Genomic DNA, 18,977 nt, shown 5'->3' on the forward strand with positions numbered 1-18,977 from the left:
TTAAATTGACTGAAAGCCAAAAAATAAAAATTCAATTCTATAAAAAAATGATAACTCTAAATGAATTATTAATGTTCAGTACGGATAATTGTTGCTACTCTGACTTAATTTATCAAACAAATCACAAGAAATATGATGTAATTTTCATCAAGAAATAACGCGTAAAATATTGTGACAATGACACTTTGCCATAGAGTCTCTGTTGAATTTAAGCTAAAACTTATTGTTAATGCGATTTAAAAAATTAAAAAACAAGGATTTTTTGTCTTATTGGAAAAAATAAAATAATGAAAATAATTAATTTTAATCATCACATTCAGACGTACTGAATTAAAAATCAATCAAAAAATAACTTCACTTTTTTAGAACGCGACTCATTTAAGAAAGCATATATTGCCAATGATTTAAAGATCAAAAACAAAAATAATGTCCGCGCTGTCATGTCTTGTATAGACATCATGGTTCTGATGGAAATTATAAAATACAGGATTGTTATTGATGATCAATAAAACGGTTAAAACAGTTGGTTTAGTATTCACATTGCTTGCTGCTTCTGTTTCATTATATGCAAAAAATAATGTAGTCGTTGTTGCCACTGGTGGAACAATTGCGGGCGCGGGCGCGAGCTCAGCCAACAGTGCTACTTATACGGCAGCAAAAGTTCCTGTCGATGGTTTAATTAATGCAGTGCCTCAACTTAAAGATTTGGCAAATGTCAGTGGCATACAAGCTTTACAGATTGCATCGGAAAATATTACCGATAGAGAACTTTTATCACTCGCTAGACAGGTGAATGATTTAGTCAAGAAACCATCTGTAAATGGTGTCGTGATTACGCATGGATCAGATACGCTTGAAGAAACGGCTTTCTTTTTGAATCTTGTTATACATACAGATAAACCGATCGTTTTAGTTGGCTCTATGCGCCCATCAACTGCTCTATCCGCAGATGGTCCTCTCAATTTGTATAGTGCAGTCGCTGTTGCTTCATCTGACGAAGCAAAGAATAAAGGCGTCTTTATTGTAATGAACGATTCAATTTTTGCTGCACGCGATACAACCAAGGGCATTAATATCCACACCAATGCTTTTGTAAGCCAATGGGGTGCTTTAGGTACTATTGTTGAAGGCAAACCATATTGGTTTAGAAATAGTGTTAAACGTCAGACCAATAGCTCAGAATTTAATATTGAAAATATTAAAGGAGATCAATTACCACTGGTACAAATCGTATATGGTTCTAGCTCAATGACACCTGAAGCTTATCTTGCTTATGCAAAAGCGGGTACTAAAGCCATTATCCATGCAGGTACAGGTAATGGTTCTGTGCCTAATTATATTGTACCTACATTAAAACAACTACATGATGAACAAGGAATACACATCATTCGCTCATCGCGCGTGGCACAAGGTTTCGTCTTACGGAATGCTGAACAGCCAGATGACAAATATGGTTGGATCGCTGCGCATGACCTTAATCCCCAGAAAGCACGTATCTTAGCAGCACTTGCGCTGACCAAAACCAATGATGCAAAAGAAATTCAAAGAATGTTCTGGCAATATTGATTTTAGCGCGCCATTTTATAATCGATGTATATAGTCTGATCACTTATACATCGGTTTTTTGTTTCTACTCTATTACTCAGACTGGATATCCGCCCTATTGCAAAAATATTAGACAACTGTCCTAGACAGAGCGTGCTAGAATATTTCGCAGTCGCGTTTAGGATAGATTTATGCAGTTTGTTCATCTTGGTATACACACAGAGTTTTCGATTACAGAGTCGATAGTTCGCATACCTGATTTGGTCAAAGCTGCCGTAAGTGAAGAGATGCCTGCTCTTGCGCTTACAGATTTATCAAACCTGCACGCAGCAGTTAAATTTTATGAAGCTTGCTTAAAAAAAGGCATTAAACCTATTTTAGGCAGTGTCATTCGCCTGAATGATGCAGAGCATAGAGCCACGCTACTCGCCATGACGAGTGTGGGCTGGAGAAATTTGACAGAGATCATTTCTCGCGGTTTTATTGAAGGTCAGCAACTCAGTATTCCTTGTGTTCAAAAAGATTGGATACTTGAACAAGCTGATGACTTGATTATTTTGCTCGGACAACACAGTGATGTTGGCAAAATGTTGTGCTCCTCAAATCCGCAAAAAGCCGAACCATTATTAGAAGCTTGGATTGAGAAATTTGGCAATCGTGTTTATCTGGCTTTAACCCGTACAGATCGTGCTGGCGAAGAAGATTTTATTCAACAAGCCGTAAAATTAGCTGCCAAATATCAAATCGGTGTTGTTGCACATAATGACGTGCATTTTATTGAACAAGATGATTATGATGCTCATGAAGCGCGCGTCTGTATTGCAGATGGTTATGTTTTAGGAGATGACAAACGTCCTAAAAACTACAGTACTGAACAATATTTTAAAACGGCTGAACAAATGTCTGAGCTTTTCTCAGATATTCCAAGTGCTATAGAAAACTCGTATTTTATTGCGCAACGTTGTAACGTTGCTTTGCAATTAGGAACGTATTTCCTTCCTGACTTTCCTATCCCTGATGGTTACACCATTGATACCTATTTCGAGCATTTATCGCGTACAGGTTTAGAGGAGCGACTCAATCATCTTTATCCAATTTCTGAACGTGATGAAGATTGGGCTGACATCCGAAAGCCTTATGATGATCGAATCAAATACGAAGTCGATATTATTCTCAAGATGGGTTTCCCCGGTTACTTCCTCATCGTCATGGACTTTATTCAATGGGCAAAAAATAATGGTGTACCTGTAGGTCCGGGACGTGGTTCAGGCGCAGGTTCATTGGTTGCTTATAGTTTAAAAATTACCGATCTTGATCCGTTACGTTACGATCTACTTTTTGAGCGTTTCTTAAACCCTGAACGTGTCTCAATGCCCGACTTCGACGTCGATTTCTGTATCGCTGGTCGAGATCGAGTAATTGAATATGTCGCACAAAATTATGGACGTGAAGCTGTTTCACAGATTGCGACATTTGGTACGATGGCTGCCAAAGGAGCAATTCGCGATGTGGCACGTGTCTTAGGTAAATCATACGGTCTTGCCGATCGTATTTCCAAAATGGTTCCAACCAAACCACTCGGTGTCGACTTGGCAACAGCCATCGATATGGAACCTCAACTTAAAGATATTGTGACCAATCCATCGAATCCAGATAATGACGATGCCGCTGAAATCTGGGAAATGGCGCTCAAACTAGAAGGTATAACTCGTAATACAGGTAAACATGCGGGTGGTGTAGTCATTGCACCGGGGAAAATTACTGATTATTCAGCTGTCCTTTGTGAGGCTGATGGTACAGGTCGTGTCGCACAATATGATAAAGATGATGTTGAGGCCGCTGGCTTAGTTAAGTTTGACTTCTTAGGTCTGCGAAATTTAACGGTTATTGAAGATGCTGTTCAGAATATTAATAAACGGATCAAATCCGATACTCCACTGAATATTGCAGATGTGCCTTTAAATGATAAAGATGCCTATTTAGTCTTTGCCGAAGCAAATACTACCGCCGTATTCCAATTTGAATCCGTCGGCATGAAAAAAATGTTGAAGGAAGCAAGACCAAGCAAATTTGAAGAAATTATTGCTTTCGTATCCTTATATCGTCCTGGTCCAATGGATCTGATTCCAGACTTTATCCATCGTATGCATGGTGGTGATTTTGAGTATCTACATCCACTGCTCGAAAGTGTGTTAGAGCCTACTTACGGGATTATGGTTTACCAAGAACAGGTTATGCAGGCTGCACAGTTCTGTGCAGGCTATACACTTGGTGGTGCAGATTTACTTCGTCGTGCGATGGGTAAAAAGAAGCCTGAAGAAATGGTGAAACAACGCCAAATCTTTATTACAGGTGCTGCTGAAAAAGATATTGATGAAGCGACAGCGAACCATATCTTTGACTATATGGAAAAGTTTGCTGGATATGGCTTTAACAAATCACACGCCGCTGCTTATGCACTCGTTGCTTACCATACAGCATGGTTAAAAGCACATTATCCTGCTGAATTTATGGCTGCCGTTCTATCATCGGAAATGCAGAATACGGACAGCATTGTATTCTTAATTGATGACTGCCGAAATAATAAACTAGAAGTACTACCCCCTTCTGTAAATATGTCTTTGTATCATTTTCACGCCAGTGATGAGAAAACGATTGTCTATGGTTTAGGTGCAATCAAAGGCGTAGGTGAACAAGCGATGCAATCTGTCATCGACTCACGTATCAAAGAAGGACCGTATAAAGACTTATTTGATTTCTGCCATCGAATCGACCTTAAAAAAATCAATAAGCGTACCTTAGAAGCATTAATACGTGCAGGTGCTTTGGACTGTTTAGGTATCGAACGTTCAAGTTTAATGGCGCAGTTACCAGAAGCTGTGCAAGCCGCAGAACAAGCACGCAGTAATCGCGAAACTGGGATTATGGATTTGTTTGGTGAGGTTGAAGAAGTTCAACGTAAACCCGCTAAACCTGTGAAACCTTGGTCAGATGAAGTTCGATTGAAAGGTGAAAAGGATACGCTTGGTTTGTATTTAACAGGTCATCCAATTGATGTTTATCGAACTGAATTAAAAGCTTTTGTACCTGTTAAATTGAATGAACTTACACCTACGCGTAGAGGTGTAACTACAGTTTATGCAGGCTTGGTCGTTGATATTGGTAACTTTCCAAACCGCGTTATGATCACCTTAGATGATGGTACGGCTCGGGTAGAAATTAGTTGTAATCATGAACGTTTCCAACGTTATAAAGATATTATTCGTTTAGAACAAGTCATCGTTATCGAAGGTGAGATCTACGAGCGTGAAGGCTTTGATCGACCTATGGCTCGATTAAGCAAAGCATTTACTTTAAATGAAATCAGACAAAAACGTGCGCAGAGCATTCAAATTCGATTAGCACATGATCTTATGAACAAATCTTTAGCTAAAGATTTGCAAACCATACTTCTTCCATATTGTAATATCGATATGTGTCAGCATATTGGTCTTCAAATATTAATCGATCAAAGTTTTGCTACTGCTGAGCTTCATTTGGGTCCTCAATGGAAAGTTGCTCCATTTGATGAATTACTTAGCAAGCTCAGAGATTACTTTGGTAAAGATGCAATTTTTATTGAATACCAAGTCAAATCAAAAGCAGCTCGGGTAGCTGAATCGCCTAAACCCGCGATGATTGCGCCACCGCCTGAAAATATGTCAATGGATGAAGCTTTAGATATCTATCAAGCTGAAATCTCTCAATATTCTTAATTTTGGATGATTTATGAACTCATTTGACTCAAATGACGTGTCCAACCGTTTGGATCATGTTCGTATCGTTATGGTCAATACCACTCTCCCAGCGAATATTGGCAGTGCCTTACGTGCCATGAAGACCATGGGATTATCTAAACTTGTTTTAGTTGCGCCAAAAACCTATCCGCATCCTGATATTGATGCGCTTGCAGCGGGTGCACAAGATTTAATTGAAAAAATTGAAATTGTTGAAACTTTAGAACAGGCGATTCAAGATTGCCACCTTGTTTTCGGAACAAGCGCTCGTAGTCGTACTATTCCTTGGCCATTACTTGATGTTCGACCTGCTGCAAAAGAAGCTTTAAATGCAGCAAGTAAAGATCAAAATATTGCCATCGTTTTTGGTCGTGAAGACCGAGGTTTAACCAACGAAGAATTAGCATTAGCAAATTATCATTTAACGATTCCTGTTAATCCAGATTATGGCGTTTTAAATGTTGCTCAAGCCATTCAAGTCGTATGTTATGAACTCAGAATGGCAGCATTTGAGCACCATAATCAGCCTAATGAAATAAAAAATGACCATATGCAGCTAAAACAACAGCAAAGTATGCAGTGGGATGAACCTCTAGTTACTCAACAGCAGATGGAAGAGTTCTACCCCCATTTCGAAAAAATGCTAACCGAAATTGAATTTTTAGATCCAAATAATCCACGTTTACTTCCTTTACGCTTGCGTCGTTTATTTGGAAGGATACAATTAGATCGTATGGAGTATCATTTATTACGTGGCGTCTTCAGCCGCGTACAGGCCTTAGCCAGTGGTTCATGGAAAAAAAATATCAAAGAGGATCAGTCTCATGATTAAACAGCTAAAAGAAGATATTGAAGCTGTATTTGCACGTGATCCTGCTGCACGAAATACACTTGAAGTTTTAACCACATATCCAGGTATTCATGCGCTGATCATGCATCGCGTAGCGCATGAACTTTGGAAAAAAGAACTGAAAGGTTCTGCTCGCCTACTCTCTTCATTTAGCCGATTCGCAACAGGTATCGAAATTCATCCTGGGGCTAAAATAGGTAAACGTTTCTTTATCGATCATGGTATGGGCGTTGTGATTGGTGAAACAGCAGAAATTGGAGATGATGTGACCCTTTATCACGGGGTTACATTAGGTGGCACAACTTGGAATAAAGGTAAACGCCACCCAACTTTAGAAGATGGGGTTGTGGTAGGTGCTGGCGCAAAAATTCTTGGACCATTTACTGTACATAAAGGTGCAAAAGTAGGTTCAAACGCAGTAGTAACTAAAGAAGTTCCAGAAGGTGTAACTGCTGTAGGTAATCCAGCAAGATATATTTTCAAAGATAAAACTCAAATCGCGCAAGATGAAGCGAATCGTCGTGATTATGCAGAAAGCATTGGTTTTGAACCTTATGCAACGACTCAAGATCAAGCAGATCCTATTTTAGATGGTATTCGTGTTTTACTCGATCGAATGCAGAAAAATGAAAAGCATATGAATATGCTTTGCCAACGTTTGTCTGAACTTGATCCATCATTCAAGCCTCAGACGTCTAAGAATCAACCATTAAGTAAAGAAGAACTTAAGATTATTGAAGAAGTTAGACGAGAATGTGAAGCACAGAGTAAAACTTCATCAACCTAATATATAAATTATAAAAAATGTAACAAGCTTATCATTGCAAGTTGGTTTTGCTTTTCCTAGACTGGTAAAACCAACTATCTACTTCTCATTTAACTAAAATTAATGGATGTAAAGCATGAATTTTAAGCCTTTGGCACTACTTGTCCTTTCAACTTCTGTTCTGACGGCATGTGGTATTGCACCAGTTAAAAAGGAAAAGGTGAATGAACCTTTTGTGTTTAAAGAACCAGACCCAACTCCGCCATTCTATGCTTTAAATCCAGTCAAATACGATGCACCACCGAGTTTTGAAGTTGCAATCAAAGATGCAGCAGCTCAACCTGTGACGAAAATGGTTGTTTCATTACAAAATGATCCAGCTAAATCTACGACACTCGAAGTCAATAAATTAATCGTACCTACAATTGAGAGCAAGCAACGTAATATGAAATACGCTGTCCTTGCAGGTGAAAATGAAGTTGATGTCACTGAAGTTGATGACTTCTTACAACTCGTTGAAGGCAAAGCTCGCCACTACCCTCCACGTTTCCCTGAACGTCAAGAACGTAAAGGCTATGAGGTGAAATTAAAAGAAATCACTCAAAAACTGGATGCTTTAGCCGAAAAACCAAATGCTTCATTAGACGTTCTAACGCGTGCATTTAAAGCAAGCGTCATGGCTCGAAATATGGATTTGGGTACAGCATATACCACTAAATCCCTCACATATGCTCAACGCATTCTTGCGATTAGTCCAAATGATCCTGAAACCAACTTCTGGTTCGGTTTTGGTTTATCAGAAGGCGGCGGGCAACGCGAAGCTATTCCTTACTTAGATAAGGCAATCAAAGGTGGTGTACAAGAAGCTTATCTTTCTGCTGCAAACAACTATTTATGGTTAGAGCAAAAGAAAAATGCAATTCAAACACTTAAAAATTATAAAATTAATTACCCAGACGAAGCTGAAGTGACTGATAAACTCATCAGTGAAGTGGAATCAGGTAAACGTTGGAATGTTTGGCAAGTGCTTAACTAAATCTGCTTTTTTTGTAAAAAATAGATCGTTTTAACGGTCTATTTTTTTTGGGCGATTGAAAAAGCAACTTATTTTCGTATTATAGCCCTATTCTTTCTGCATAACTTGCTGAATTCCCATGCTTGTATTTAAATCAAAATATTATCTTTTTTATGGCATTTTACTTACAACGCTAACAATGAGCGGTTGTCAGGTTGTTAGCTTAAAACAGCAAGCGCTTGACGTAACCATTGCAAATGAACGTAACAGTATTTTGACGCAAAAAAAATTAAGCGAAGCGAGCCTTAATGTTCTTTCCATGTCAGGCAAAGAAGCCAAGATTTGCATGCAAACACCTGATCAATGTATTGCAGACTTACATAAAATTCCTCAGATTTTAGATGAGCAATTGCTTTCAACAGCCAGTGAATTGTATCTCTCTAAATCCATTACACTTTCAGAATCAGCTGCCTGTAAAATAAGTAAGTTAAGCAAACATAAATCGGATGAAGAACAACAGAAAATTCAAAATAGTTATGACGAATGTTTAGATCAAGAACTTGAAGCTTTAGACAAAAGCATTCGATATAGTTATGCCTATTTATTTAAAACAGAACGACAACCGCAAGAACGTATTTTTGACAATCGCCAAGTTCAAATTCGTGATTTTTATAACCAAGCCCTTACAAAACTAGTGAATGTGCATAGTTTGAGAAATCCCTCCACCAATATCGCTCCGACAATAAAAATTGGTAAAAGTATATACACCATTGATATTCAGTCATATCAACGTATACAAAACATGCAATTAGAAAAGTTTATTTCTAGCTATAACATGAACTTCTCAGGTCTAAGGGCGATTAATAGACGTGATGGTTTCGGTTCTGACTTTGTTGCAGTCTATCCTTCAGGTGATACATCCAAACTTGAAAATAAATATATTCTTGATCCACTCTCATTTGATTACCCTAAAGGCATCAATCCTAATATTCATAAAGCACGTTATTTAGCTGCGACGATTATTGCCCAACCTAAGAAAAATAATGCAACCATTGATGATGTATTACATAGTCCAAATTTTGAAATTAAAGTTTATGATCCCTATAACACAGAAAAAGTAAATATTGCGGGTAAGCCTTACTCCTTAGCTGCAAACTTCTCAGCACCGTATGGTTTATGGCTAGCCGAAAACAACTTAGGGGCAGCCGCCTACTTAACTTTAATAGACCGCGATCAGCATCTCACCATGCCGCACCTCTATATGCTTGAACCTTATAATCCAAATAAAAAAGTGATTGTACTGGTTCACGGACTTGCAAGCAGCCCAGAAGCATGGATTGCAGTGACAAATGATATTATGGGTGATCCTGTCCTGCGTGAGCACTACCAAGTTTGGCAAGTGTTTTACTCAACCAACATGCCAATTTTAGAAAGTCGTTTTCAAATTTATGCTCTACTCAAACAAGCTTTTGGCTCTTTAAACAGTAAAGATGCGGCTTCCAAAGATGCTGTACTCATAGGTCATAGTATGGGTGGTATTATTAGTCGCTTATTAGTAAGCGATGCTGATATTTCTAAACAAGCATTGGAAATGATGAATAGCCGCCAACAATCTCGTTTGAGAAAACATCCAGTGATTGGTGAGCGTCTTAAAATGAGACCAATTCAAAACTTCGATCGTGCTATTTTTCTTGCAGCTCCTCATCGTGGGACAGATTTTGCTGATCGATGGTTTACGCTAGCGGCGCGTAAAATCATTAAATTGCCAGCAACATTTTTAACCACACTAACGGATACATTAACCAGTAATGATGCCGATCTTAAAGATTTTGTTAAGACAATTACCAATGAAGTGATTCAAAATGGTCCTAGTGATCTGAGTAAAAAATCAAAATTTATGGAGCTTACTTCTGGCATCCCACCTGAAAAAGACCTAGTTTTCCACTCTATTATGGGCAACATCACTAAAAGTGATGATCCTAATACAATTACGGATGGGATTGTTCCTTATAAGAGTGCACATTTAGATGGAGCTGTTTCTGAAAAGATCTTTACTGGCGGACATTCTATTCAAGAAACACCCGAAGCTGTTTTAGAGCTACGTCGTATACTACGTCAACATTTAGTTGATCATGGACTATACAAACCCAACAACTAACAGAATAAAAAAGCCCAAAGATTTCTTTGGGCTTTCCTTTAAGAATTGAAATTACAGACCAGAGCGGATCATATAATCAAAAGCGGAAAGTGAAGCTTTTGCACCTTCACCAGTGGCAATGATGATTTGCTTGTATGGCACTGTGGTACAGTCGCCCGCAGCAAACACACCTTTAACATTGGTTTCATTACGATCATTGATCACAATCTCACCACGATTACTCAGTTCAACCGCACTGTTCTTTAAGAAATCCGTGTTTGGTAGTAATCCAATTTGCACAAAGATTCCAGCAAGTTCGACAGTATGTTCAACATCCGTGGCACGATCTTTATATTTCAATGCGGTGACCTGAGCACCATCACCCACGACTTCCGTACTCAATGCATTTAAGATCACGGTGGTATTTGGCAAACTGTTTAATTTATCTTGCAACACTTGGTCAGCACGGAGCTTGGTATCGAACTCAACCAAAGTCACATGCTCCACAATCCCTGCAAGATCAATTGCAGCTTCGACACCAGAGTTACCACCACCAATCACTGCAACACGTTTGCCTTTGAATAGTGGACCATCACAGTGCGGGCAGTACGCAACACCACGAGTACGGTATTCAGCTTCACCCGGTACATTCATTTCTCTCCAACGTGCACCTGTTGAAAGAATGATGGTTTTAGATTCAAGCTTGGCACCATTTTCCAATTCAACTTCAACCAGACCATTCGCCGTTTGATCTGCACCTGTGATCTTCCTGACACGTTGCAAATTCATAATATCCACGCCGTATTCACGAACATGTGCTTCCATATCTTGAGCAAACTGAGGACCTACGGTTTTTTGCACCGTAGTGAAGTTTTCAATATCCATGGTATCCATCACCTGACCACCAAAGCGTTCAGCTACGATACCTGTTTTAATGCCTTTACGCGCTGCATAGATTGCTGCTGTACCACCTGCAGGACCACCACCAATCACCAACACATCAAATGCATCTTTGGCATTGATCACTGCTGCATCTTTCTCAGCAGAATTGGTGTCCAATTTCGCTACGATTTCTTCCAAAGTCATACGACCTTGACCAATATGTTCATTATCTTGGAACACCATGGGTACAGCTAAGATTTTACGTTCTTCAACTTCATCTTGGAAGAAACCACCATCAATCATGGTTGCGGTAGTATTTGGATTATTAATCGCAATCAGATTCAGTGCTTGAACCACATCTGGACAGTTATGGCAGCTTAAAGATACGAACACATCAAAATTTGCAGTTAATTTTAAACCTTTGATCTGAGCAAGCACTTCATCAGAGACTTTAGGTGCATAACCTGAGACTTGTAATAATGCCAAGATCAAAGAGGTAAACTCATGTCCCATTGGTAAACCAGCAAAGAACACACGTGGTTGTTCACCTGCTTTGGCAATACCAAAACTAGGACGGCGAGCGTTTGAACCGTCAAAACGCGCGGTAACTTGATCCGAAAGTTCTGCAATTTCAGTCACGAGTTCTTTGATTTTTGCAGCTTTGTCTGATTCATCTAAAGCAGCAACCAACTCAATTGGACTTTCTAAACGTTCTAAGTAAGCTTTTAATTGCGTTTTAATATTTTGATCTAACATATATTTCTCCAAATTCTAAGCAGTACAATCAGCTAAATTCTCTCAATGAAGCTATAGTACGCAAAAACACTAAATAGGTAAAACAGTATGTTTTTATTATTTCAATCGGTTTTTTGAATTAAATATAAGATATTGATTTTAATTCTGCTAAAAGCGCAATCTAAAACGCCTTTAGATAAGAAATACAATTCATAGTTATGCAGTAAATCGTATATTTAAAATAGATATTATTTAATCAATTTTATGATGTTAATAATAATTCTTAATTATAAAATTTTTTGAATCTTTGATACTGATAATCATTTATTAAATATAGATTATACTTGCTTAAAATTTATATCATTAAATAATCAAAAAAATACTTAAGAAATAACATATTAATCTTAATTACATAAAGAAACATTAATACGAAGAACAAGCCACAATATTTTTTTTAACCATTCAAAATAAACAATAAAATGAGTTTGTCAAATTTTAACATTCTATTTTGTGGGTATTTAGATTCATGCTTAAATTTTTAAAAAGCTTTCATTCAATTAATACATATCTAATATTATCTATGATGCTTCTAATTTCTATCATTCTCTATTTTTACCACATCAACCCATAAAAAATCAGCCCAGTTTTTACACTGGGCTGATTTCTATTTGAGTGAAGTTTAGAACAACAACATCCAAATATAATTAGGTCTTACTTTGAATCTACTTGGCTTTAAAACTATCTTTTAAATCAAGAATACGGTTGAACACAGGCTTTTCAGCTTGATGATCATGTTGATCCGCAACAAAGTACCCTTCACGCTCAAATTGGAAACGATCTTCAGGTTTTGCTTGTGCTAAAGCAGGCTCAATCACCGCTTGAACCACTTTTAATGATTCAGGATTAAGATTTGCTAAGAAATCATCATCTGCATCTGGTGCAGCTTCGGTAAATAAACGATCGTAAATACGAACTTCCGCAGGTACACCTTTGGTCGCAGAGACCCAATGAATCACACCTTTTACCTTACGACCTTCAGGGTTTTTACCCAAAGTTTCAGGGTCAATTGAACATTTAAGTTCAATCACTTCACCATTGGCATCTTTAATCACTTCATCACACTTGATCACATAGGCATGACGTAAGCGGACTTCACCATCAGGAATCAGACGTTTAAAGCCTTTAGGTGGCACTTCTTCAAAGTCTTTACGATCAATATAAAGTTCACGTGTTAATGGAATAATACGTTCGCCCATATCCACGTTTGGATGACGCGCATGAGTGAGATCCAATTCTTCAGGTAAATTGGTCAATGTCACTTTCAACGGATTGAGTACTGCCATTCCCCGTGCCGCTGCATTTTCCAATGACTGACGAATACAGAACTCAAGCATTGCCACATCAACAATACCATCCGTTTTCGATACACCGACACGCTTACAGAAATCACGTAGACCTTCTGCGGTAAAACCACGACGACGCATCCCTACAACAGTTGGCATACGTGGATCGTCCCAGCCCTGTACGTGATTACCTTCAACCAATTTACGTAACTTACGTTTAGAAGTAATCGTATAATCAACGTTTAAACGTGAAGATTCGTACTGACGTGGTACAGCTTGCGAGTGAACTTTTTCTACAATCCAGTCGTAGAATGGACGGTGATCTTGGAATTCTAAAGTACAGAGTGAATGGGTAATACCTTCAATCGCATCGGACAATGGATGAGCGTAGTCATACATTGGGTACATTTTCCATTTATCACCCGTTTGGTGATGCTCTGAATGTAGTACGCGATAAAGAATCGGATCACGCATATGTACATTCGGGCTTGCCATATCAATTTTGGCACGTAGAACAGCACCGCCTTCCTGAATTTCACCATTACGCATTTGTTCAAAGCGCGCTAGGTTCTCAGCAACCGTTGCATCACGGTATGGAGAGTTTTTACCAGGTTCAACGAAATTACCGCGATTCAGCTTAATTTCTTCTGGTGTTTGCAAATCAACATAAGCATCACCTTGTTCGATCAACTGAACAGCCCATGCATAAAGCTGATCGAAATAACCAGAAGCATAGCGTGGCTCACCATTCCAGCTAAAACCTAACCATTTCACATCGTTGGCAATACCATCAACATATTCTTGTTCTTCAGCATCTGGGTTTGTATCGTCAAAACGTAAATTACATAGACCATCAAATTCTTCAGCAATACCAAAGTTCAAACAAATTGCTTTGACATGGCCTATATGTAAATATCCATTTGGTTCAGGTGGGAACCGTGTTACTACTTTTTGGGTACGCCCTTCTTTAAGATCGTCGGTAATCACTTGACGCACAAAATCTAAGCCTGCCTGTTGTTCTTGCTGCACAGCGTCGACAGAGGCTTGATTATTCGGTGTCGGGGTCTTTGGCAGTTCTGAAACAACATCATTTGGCTTCATAGGGTGTAAATCACTTCTTACAGTTAAAAATGGGAAATAAAAACGCAATCTTTGCTTTTTCTGAAAGATTTTAACGTTTTTTACTTGCCTTGTAGTTTACAGTTTGCTTATGCTTCTCTCAACCAAAAACCCATGGTCACAAGACCATGTTTAGGAGATTAATGTAATGAGTTTTCCTCAAGTCGAATTAAATACCAACAAAGGTCGTATTGTTCTTGAGCTTAATGCTGAAAAAGCACCAAAAACGGTTGCAAATTTCTTAGAATATGTACGTGACGGTTTCTATGACGGCGTAATTTTCCACCGTGTGATTGATGGTTTTATGATCCAAGGCGGCGGCATGGACGAAAACTTCAAAGAAAAGGCAACGCGTGATTCAATCGAAAATGAAGCTGACAATGGCTTAAGTAACGATGAAGGCACAGTTGCAATGGCACGTACTCAAGCTCCGCACTCTGCATCTGCTCAATTTTTTATCAACGTAAAAAACAACTCTTTCTTAAACCACACTGGTAAAACAGCACAAGGCTGGGGTTATGCAGTATTTGGTAAAGTCGTTGAAGGTCTTGATATTGTAGAAGCGATCAAAGGCGTACGTACAGGTAACCGTGGTTATCACGCAGACGTTCCTTTAGAGAACGTTGTAATTGAATCTGCTAAAATTATTTCTGAATAAGAATCTCCCCTTACCTCTCTTTTAAAAGAGGGGTAACTCCTCCCTTTACAAAGGGAGGTTGGGAGGGATTATAAAATAGGATAAAAGTGTGACCTACCTGTTTATCTCAGATCTACATTTGTCACCTGATCACCCTCGACTCGTTCGAGGGTTTTTGGCTTTATTGAAACAATATCAAGATAAAAACACTCAACTCTATATTTTAGGTGATTGGTTTAATGCTTGGATTGGTGATGATTACACTGCCCCATGGTTAAATGAAATTGTAACTGCCTTACAAAAATTCACTGACGCAGGCAATCGAATTTACTTCCAAGTGGGTAATCGCGATTTTGCTTTGGGTCGAAAATTCTTAAAGCAATTCGATGGAATTTTATTACCTGACGTTTATACCCTAAATATTCATCAGCATAGATTCCGACTGGAACATGGCGATGCACTCTGTACTGACGATGTTTCTTATCAGCGTTTTCGCAAAGTGATTCGTAATCCTATCTTATTGGGGCTAATAAAACGTACCCCTCTCAGCTTTAGACAAAAGCTCGCCAATGGTTTTCGAAAAAAGAGTAGTGAAACCAAACAACTAAAAAACTATGACATCATGGATGTAAATCGCCAAGCAGTAGAATCTGTCATCACACAAGTTGATTATTTAATTCACGGTCATACCCATCGTCCAGAGATTCACCATATCCTCAACAAACAACGTATTGTTTTGGGAGATTGGCGTGCAGATTCAGCTTGGATTATAGAGATCAATGAGCAACAAAATAATCAATTAGATTTTAAACAATGGTTCTATTGATCATTATTGAATAGTCGTACTCATCTGTTTCTTCATCTTTAACCATTTTATAAAACATTTGTTATTACTTCGCTAAACCTTCAGTCGGTTTAGTGATCATAGCTCACTCACATACGACTTAAATCTATATAGAAATCACATTTAGCTACTTTTCGTGAAATTTATATCAAGTAAAATAAATTAAATTTTTAAATCGAGTTAGTGACGGATGGATACTTTAGCTACAGCAAAAACACGTTATGCGACAAAAGCTTATGATGCAGAGAAAAAAATTCCTCATGCACAATTTGAAAAACTACTGGAAATTCTACGCTTCAGCCCTTCTTCGGTAAATATTCAACCTTGGCATTTTATTGTCGCTGAAACAGACGCTGCAAAACAAAGAATCGCAGCAGGTTTAACAGGCAACTATATCTATAACTCAGCCAAAGTTCTCTATTCATCTCACACTATCATCTTTTGCACACGTACAGATATCTCTGCCGAATATTTAGAACAATTATTACAGCAAGATGAGTTAAATGGTCGTTTTAAAGATGAAACTGCCAAACAAGGTCAACGTGACACACGCCAAGGCTATGTTGAATTTTATCGCAATGAATTGAAAAATCTTCCTGCATGGATGGAAAATCAAACTTATCTAGCACTTGGACAACTGCTTTTTGCTGCAGGTCTAGAAGGAATCGACGCAACACCAATGGAAGGATTTGATAGAGACCTCATTAATCAAGAATTTGATTTAGCTGAAAAAGGCTTAAAAGCATCTGTAATTGTATCGCTTGGTTATCGCAGTGAAACAGACTTTAATGCAAAACTTCCTAAATCACGCTTGACGGATGACGTCATTTTTACGCGTTTATAAATTTTAGGCAAGTGGCTGTAATCTAAGCAAAATATTAGAAGATTGCAGCCATATTCTATCAACAAGAACTGAGCTATTTTATCACTAAAACATCTTGATCTAATTGATTGAAAAAGTCCTGTAAACCATCTGCTTGTATAAAATCTGCTCCATAAAGAACTGATGTTTGCACATCCTGAAGCCCGCAAAAACCAAATATACCTTCTACGATTTGTGTTTGTATCGCCTGAGTATAACCATGTTTATCGTAACCAGCTTTATCCCCTGTTCCTGTAGCAATCAGTTTGACTGGAATATTTTTTAGACTCCCCAATAGATTCCCCTGTTCATCATATTTATAGGCCCAGCCCTGACTAAATACACGTTCAAACCAGCCCTTTAAGAAAGCAGGAATCGACCACCAATACACAGGAAAAATAAAATAGACAACATCCGCACGATCAAAGCGCGCCTGTTCAAATTGAACATCAACATCCAAAGCTTGACGACCACGATAAGCTTCAATATCAGAAAACATCATCGCAGCTTGAAAACCTTCCTTATACAAATCTGCAATTTCTACTGAAATTCCCTTTCCAGTTAAATCATTAGCAATATGCTGTGCAATCTGGTGAGAAAGTGACTCTGTATCTGGATGCGTTATGACTATCAAAGCATTTTTATATTGTTTAGAAGTTGGCATGAGATTTTTCCAAGCGTTATTATAATGTATAAGTTACCATTGGTAACTTATACAAGCAATGTTCTTGGTTATTTTTGTCTAGTATTTAAATAATCATTTAATATGAGTAAAGTTGATTTTTCCATAACACACTGGGCCATCTCGACATCAATCACACCATTACTCGCTGCCACACAAATTGTTTCCATCAAACCTGTTATCGCAATGATGATAGCTTCACCTTCTTGACCTTCAAGAAAAACAAAAGGATGAATGCTATGTCTAAAAATTTCGATAAACTCCTGCTGACATTGCAGCAAATAGTTTTGCAACAGATCCGTACCAGAGAGTGCAGCAACGACCAAACCAACTTCAGGACCTGTTGCGATATAATAATTCAAACAAGCATTGCAGAAAATATGAATGGTATGGTCTAAACTAGCAATATTTTGTTCCAAGGAAGTAGATAAGTCCTGCTTCTGCTTGTCACTAAACTCTTGATAAATCGAAATCAATAACCCTTCTCGGTCAATAAAATGTCGATATGCTATTGGCTTAGTAATACCAGCTTGCTCTGCTAAATATCCAAGCGTTAAGGCTTCTACACCTTCTGTTCGAATAATTGAACGGGCTACTTGCAACAATTGTTGTCTGCGCTCTTCTTTAGTCAGTCTCTTACCCGTCATAATTCTACTTCCATCAAATTTAACCAAATCGCTTTACATCATTGCTTTGGCTAAACACATTACTGCAACTACACCACTAATCAGTCCAATCCATGTATATGCTTTTAAACGTTCTTTGAATAAAATTACACCACTTAATACACCTAGAATAACCACTAGTATATTCATCCCAGCAAAAACAATGGCTGGCGTTTCTTTGAAAATCATATGTGCTTTGACATATAAGGCGATATTGGCAAAATTCAGTACACCTAAAAATAAACCTGTAAAAATATTTTTAGGCTGCCAATTGGGTTGAGTAATTGCGATATAAGCGATGGATAAAATAAAGGCTGCAATAAACGTTAAATTCAGTATGACTGCAAACTGTAAACCTAAACTACTACTATATTTAAGTAATATATCTACAGCAGCATAACCTGCCCATACACTAAACAGAAATATGGCTGATTTTAAATTCATGCCTTTACTTGCCTGCTCAGTGGCCTGTCCGATAATAATCACTAAAATTGCAATAATCCCTAGTACGGCACCAATTAATTTTAATTGGCTAAATTGCTCCCCAAAAATAAAATAGGCAGCTAATAACGACAGTATGACTGCAAGTCGCTGAGCAATTTCTGTTTTCAGAATGCCTGCAAACTGCAATGACTTTGCCAAACATAAAAATATGCTGGGTAATAACACGGCTAAAATAAGAATTAACCACCAAGGGGTATGATTCAAAGAGATATGCGTAATATCGGTTTTAAACCAATAAAAACATAAAAGACTTGCGCTCAAATAATTCCACGCAATCATTTGAAAAACATCAAATCCCTTTGCCTTTAAGTATTTAAGCAAAATCGAGACCAATACACTACAACACGCCGCAGCAACAATCATTTCCATAATATTTATTCTAGCTTTTGAATAGACAAAAAAATGCCAGTCTAACGTGAGACTGGCATTTTCTTAAAGATTATCAATCAATTAACGATTATTTTCGTCTTCTTGACCATCTTCAAATTTAGTTTCGCCATCGAAGCCACCTTGATGACCAAAGCCACCTTGACCACCGAAGCCGCCACCTTGACCACCGAAACCGCCTTGACCACCGAAGCCGCCGCCTTGACCACCGAAGCCGCCTTGACCACC

14 protein-coding genes and 1 pseudogene are annotated in these 18,977 nt (G+C 38.2%); 9 read left to right on the forward strand and 6 right to left on the reverse strand.

Features of this window, described 5'->3' with window-relative positions; translation table 11 throughout:
* Positions 1-498 precede the first annotated feature (498 nt).
* The 6 genes from F933_RS14125 to F933_RS14150 all read left to right on the forward strand — a co-directional run bounded on the left by F933_RS14125 (position 499) and on the right by F933_RS14150 (position 10,110).
* A complete protein-coding gene (locus F933_RS14125; protein ID WP_005062338.1) occupies positions 499-1,566 on the forward strand; it encodes an asparaginase in 1,068 nt (355 codons plus the stop codon).
* Positions 1,567-1,736: 170 nt separating this feature from the next.
* Positions 1,737-5,300, forward strand: a complete 3,564-nt coding sequence (gene dnaE / locus F933_RS14130) for a DNA polymerase III subunit alpha (protein WP_005062341.1) — start codon at positions 1,737-1,739, stop codon at positions 5,298-5,300.
* Positions 5,301-5,313: 13 nt separating this feature from the next.
* Positions 5,314-6,153, forward strand: coding sequence for an RNA methyltransferase (locus F933_RS14135; RefSeq protein WP_005062343.1), 840 nt, complete (start codon positions 5,314-5,316; stop codon positions 6,151-6,153).
* Positions 6,146-6,958, forward strand: a complete 813-nt coding sequence (gene cysE, locus F933_RS14140; RefSeq protein ID WP_005054600.1) for a serine O-acetyltransferase — start codon at positions 6,146-6,148, stop codon at positions 6,956-6,958. Before F933_RS14135 ends, cysE begins: the two co-directional genes overlap by 8 nt.
* Before the next feature lie 115 nt (positions 6,959-7,073).
* Complete coding sequence (locus F933_RS14145; RefSeq protein WP_005054602.1) at positions 7,074-7,973, forward strand: ABUW_2363 family tetratricopeptide repeat lipoprotein; 900 nt, start codon at positions 7,074-7,076, stop codon at positions 7,971-7,973.
* A 118-nt stretch (positions 7,974-8,091) separates the two neighbouring features.
* Positions 8,092-10,110, forward strand: a complete 2,019-nt coding sequence (locus F933_RS14150; protein WP_005062345.1) for an esterase/lipase family protein — start codon at positions 8,092-8,094, stop codon at positions 10,108-10,110.
* A 51-nt stretch (positions 10,111-10,161) separates the two neighbouring features.
* Here F933_RS14150 and ahpF read toward each other — a convergent pair whose 3' ends face one another.
* Both ahpF and F933_RS14160 read right to left on the reverse strand, forming a co-directional pair.
* Positions 10,162-11,727, reverse strand: coding sequence for an alkyl hydroperoxide reductase subunit F (ahpF, locus tag F933_RS14155; RefSeq protein ID WP_005062347.1), 1,566 nt, complete (start codon positions 11,725-11,727; stop codon positions 10,162-10,164).
* 701 nt (positions 11,728-12,428) lie between these two features.
* Positions 12,429-14,150 carry a glutamine--tRNA ligase/YqeY domain fusion protein gene (locus F933_RS14160; protein ID WP_005062348.1) on the reverse strand — a complete coding sequence of 574 codons (1,722 nt, stop codon included), beginning with the start codon at positions 14,148-14,150 and terminating at the stop codon, positions 12,429-12,431.
* A 166-nt stretch (positions 14,151-14,316) separates the two neighbouring features.
* Here F933_RS14160 and F933_RS14165 point away from each other — a divergent pair, with 166 nt between their 5' ends.
* The 3 genes from F933_RS14165 (at position 14,317) to nfsB (ending at position 16,493) form a co-directional block, all read left to right on the forward strand.
* Positions 14,317-14,826 carry a peptidylprolyl isomerase gene (locus F933_RS14165; protein ID WP_005062351.1) on the forward strand — a complete coding sequence of 170 codons (510 nt, stop codon included), beginning with the start codon at positions 14,317-14,319 and terminating at the stop codon, positions 14,824-14,826.
* Between the two features lie 88 nt (positions 14,827-14,914).
* Positions 14,915-15,631, forward strand: coding sequence for a UDP-2,3-diacylglucosamine diphosphatase (locus tag F933_RS14170; RefSeq protein WP_005062353.1), 717 nt, complete (start codon positions 14,915-14,917; stop codon positions 15,629-15,631).
* Between the two features lie 208 nt (positions 15,632-15,839).
* On the forward strand, positions 15,840-16,493 hold the full coding sequence (gene nfsB / locus F933_RS14175; protein WP_005062356.1) for an oxygen-insensitive NAD(P)H nitroreductase: 654 nt from the start codon (positions 15,840-15,842) through the stop codon (positions 16,491-16,493).
* A 73-nt stretch (positions 16,494-16,566) separates the two neighbouring features.
* Here the strand turns inward: nfsB and F933_RS14180 are convergent, their stop codons facing one another.
* From F933_RS14180 to F933_RS17440, 4 genes and pseudogenes are all read right to left on the reverse strand, one after another.
* Positions 16,567-17,175, reverse strand: coding sequence for an NAD(P)H-dependent oxidoreductase (locus F933_RS14180; protein WP_005062358.1), 609 nt, complete (start codon positions 17,173-17,175; stop codon positions 16,567-16,569).
* A 68-nt stretch (positions 17,176-17,243) separates the two neighbouring features.
* Positions 17,244-17,840, reverse strand: coding sequence for a TetR/AcrR family transcriptional regulator (locus F933_RS14185; protein WP_005062360.1), 597 nt, complete (start codon positions 17,838-17,840; stop codon positions 17,244-17,246).
* Between the two features lie 33 nt (positions 17,841-17,873).
* Positions 17,874-18,731 carry a DMT family transporter gene (locus tag F933_RS14190; RefSeq protein ID WP_005062362.1) on the reverse strand — a complete coding sequence of 286 codons (858 nt, stop codon included), beginning with the start codon at positions 18,729-18,731 and terminating at the stop codon, positions 17,874-17,876.
* 81 nt (positions 18,732-18,812) lie between these two features.
* A pseudogene (locus F933_RS17440) lies at positions 18,813-18,977 on the reverse strand (RNA chaperone Hfq); the annotation flags it as partial.

Origin of the sequence: Acinetobacter beijerinckii CIP 110307 (assembly GCF_000369005.1) — a bacterium.
Classification (GTDB): Bacteria; Pseudomonadota; Gammaproteobacteria; order Pseudomonadales; family Moraxellaceae; genus Acinetobacter; species Acinetobacter beijerinckii.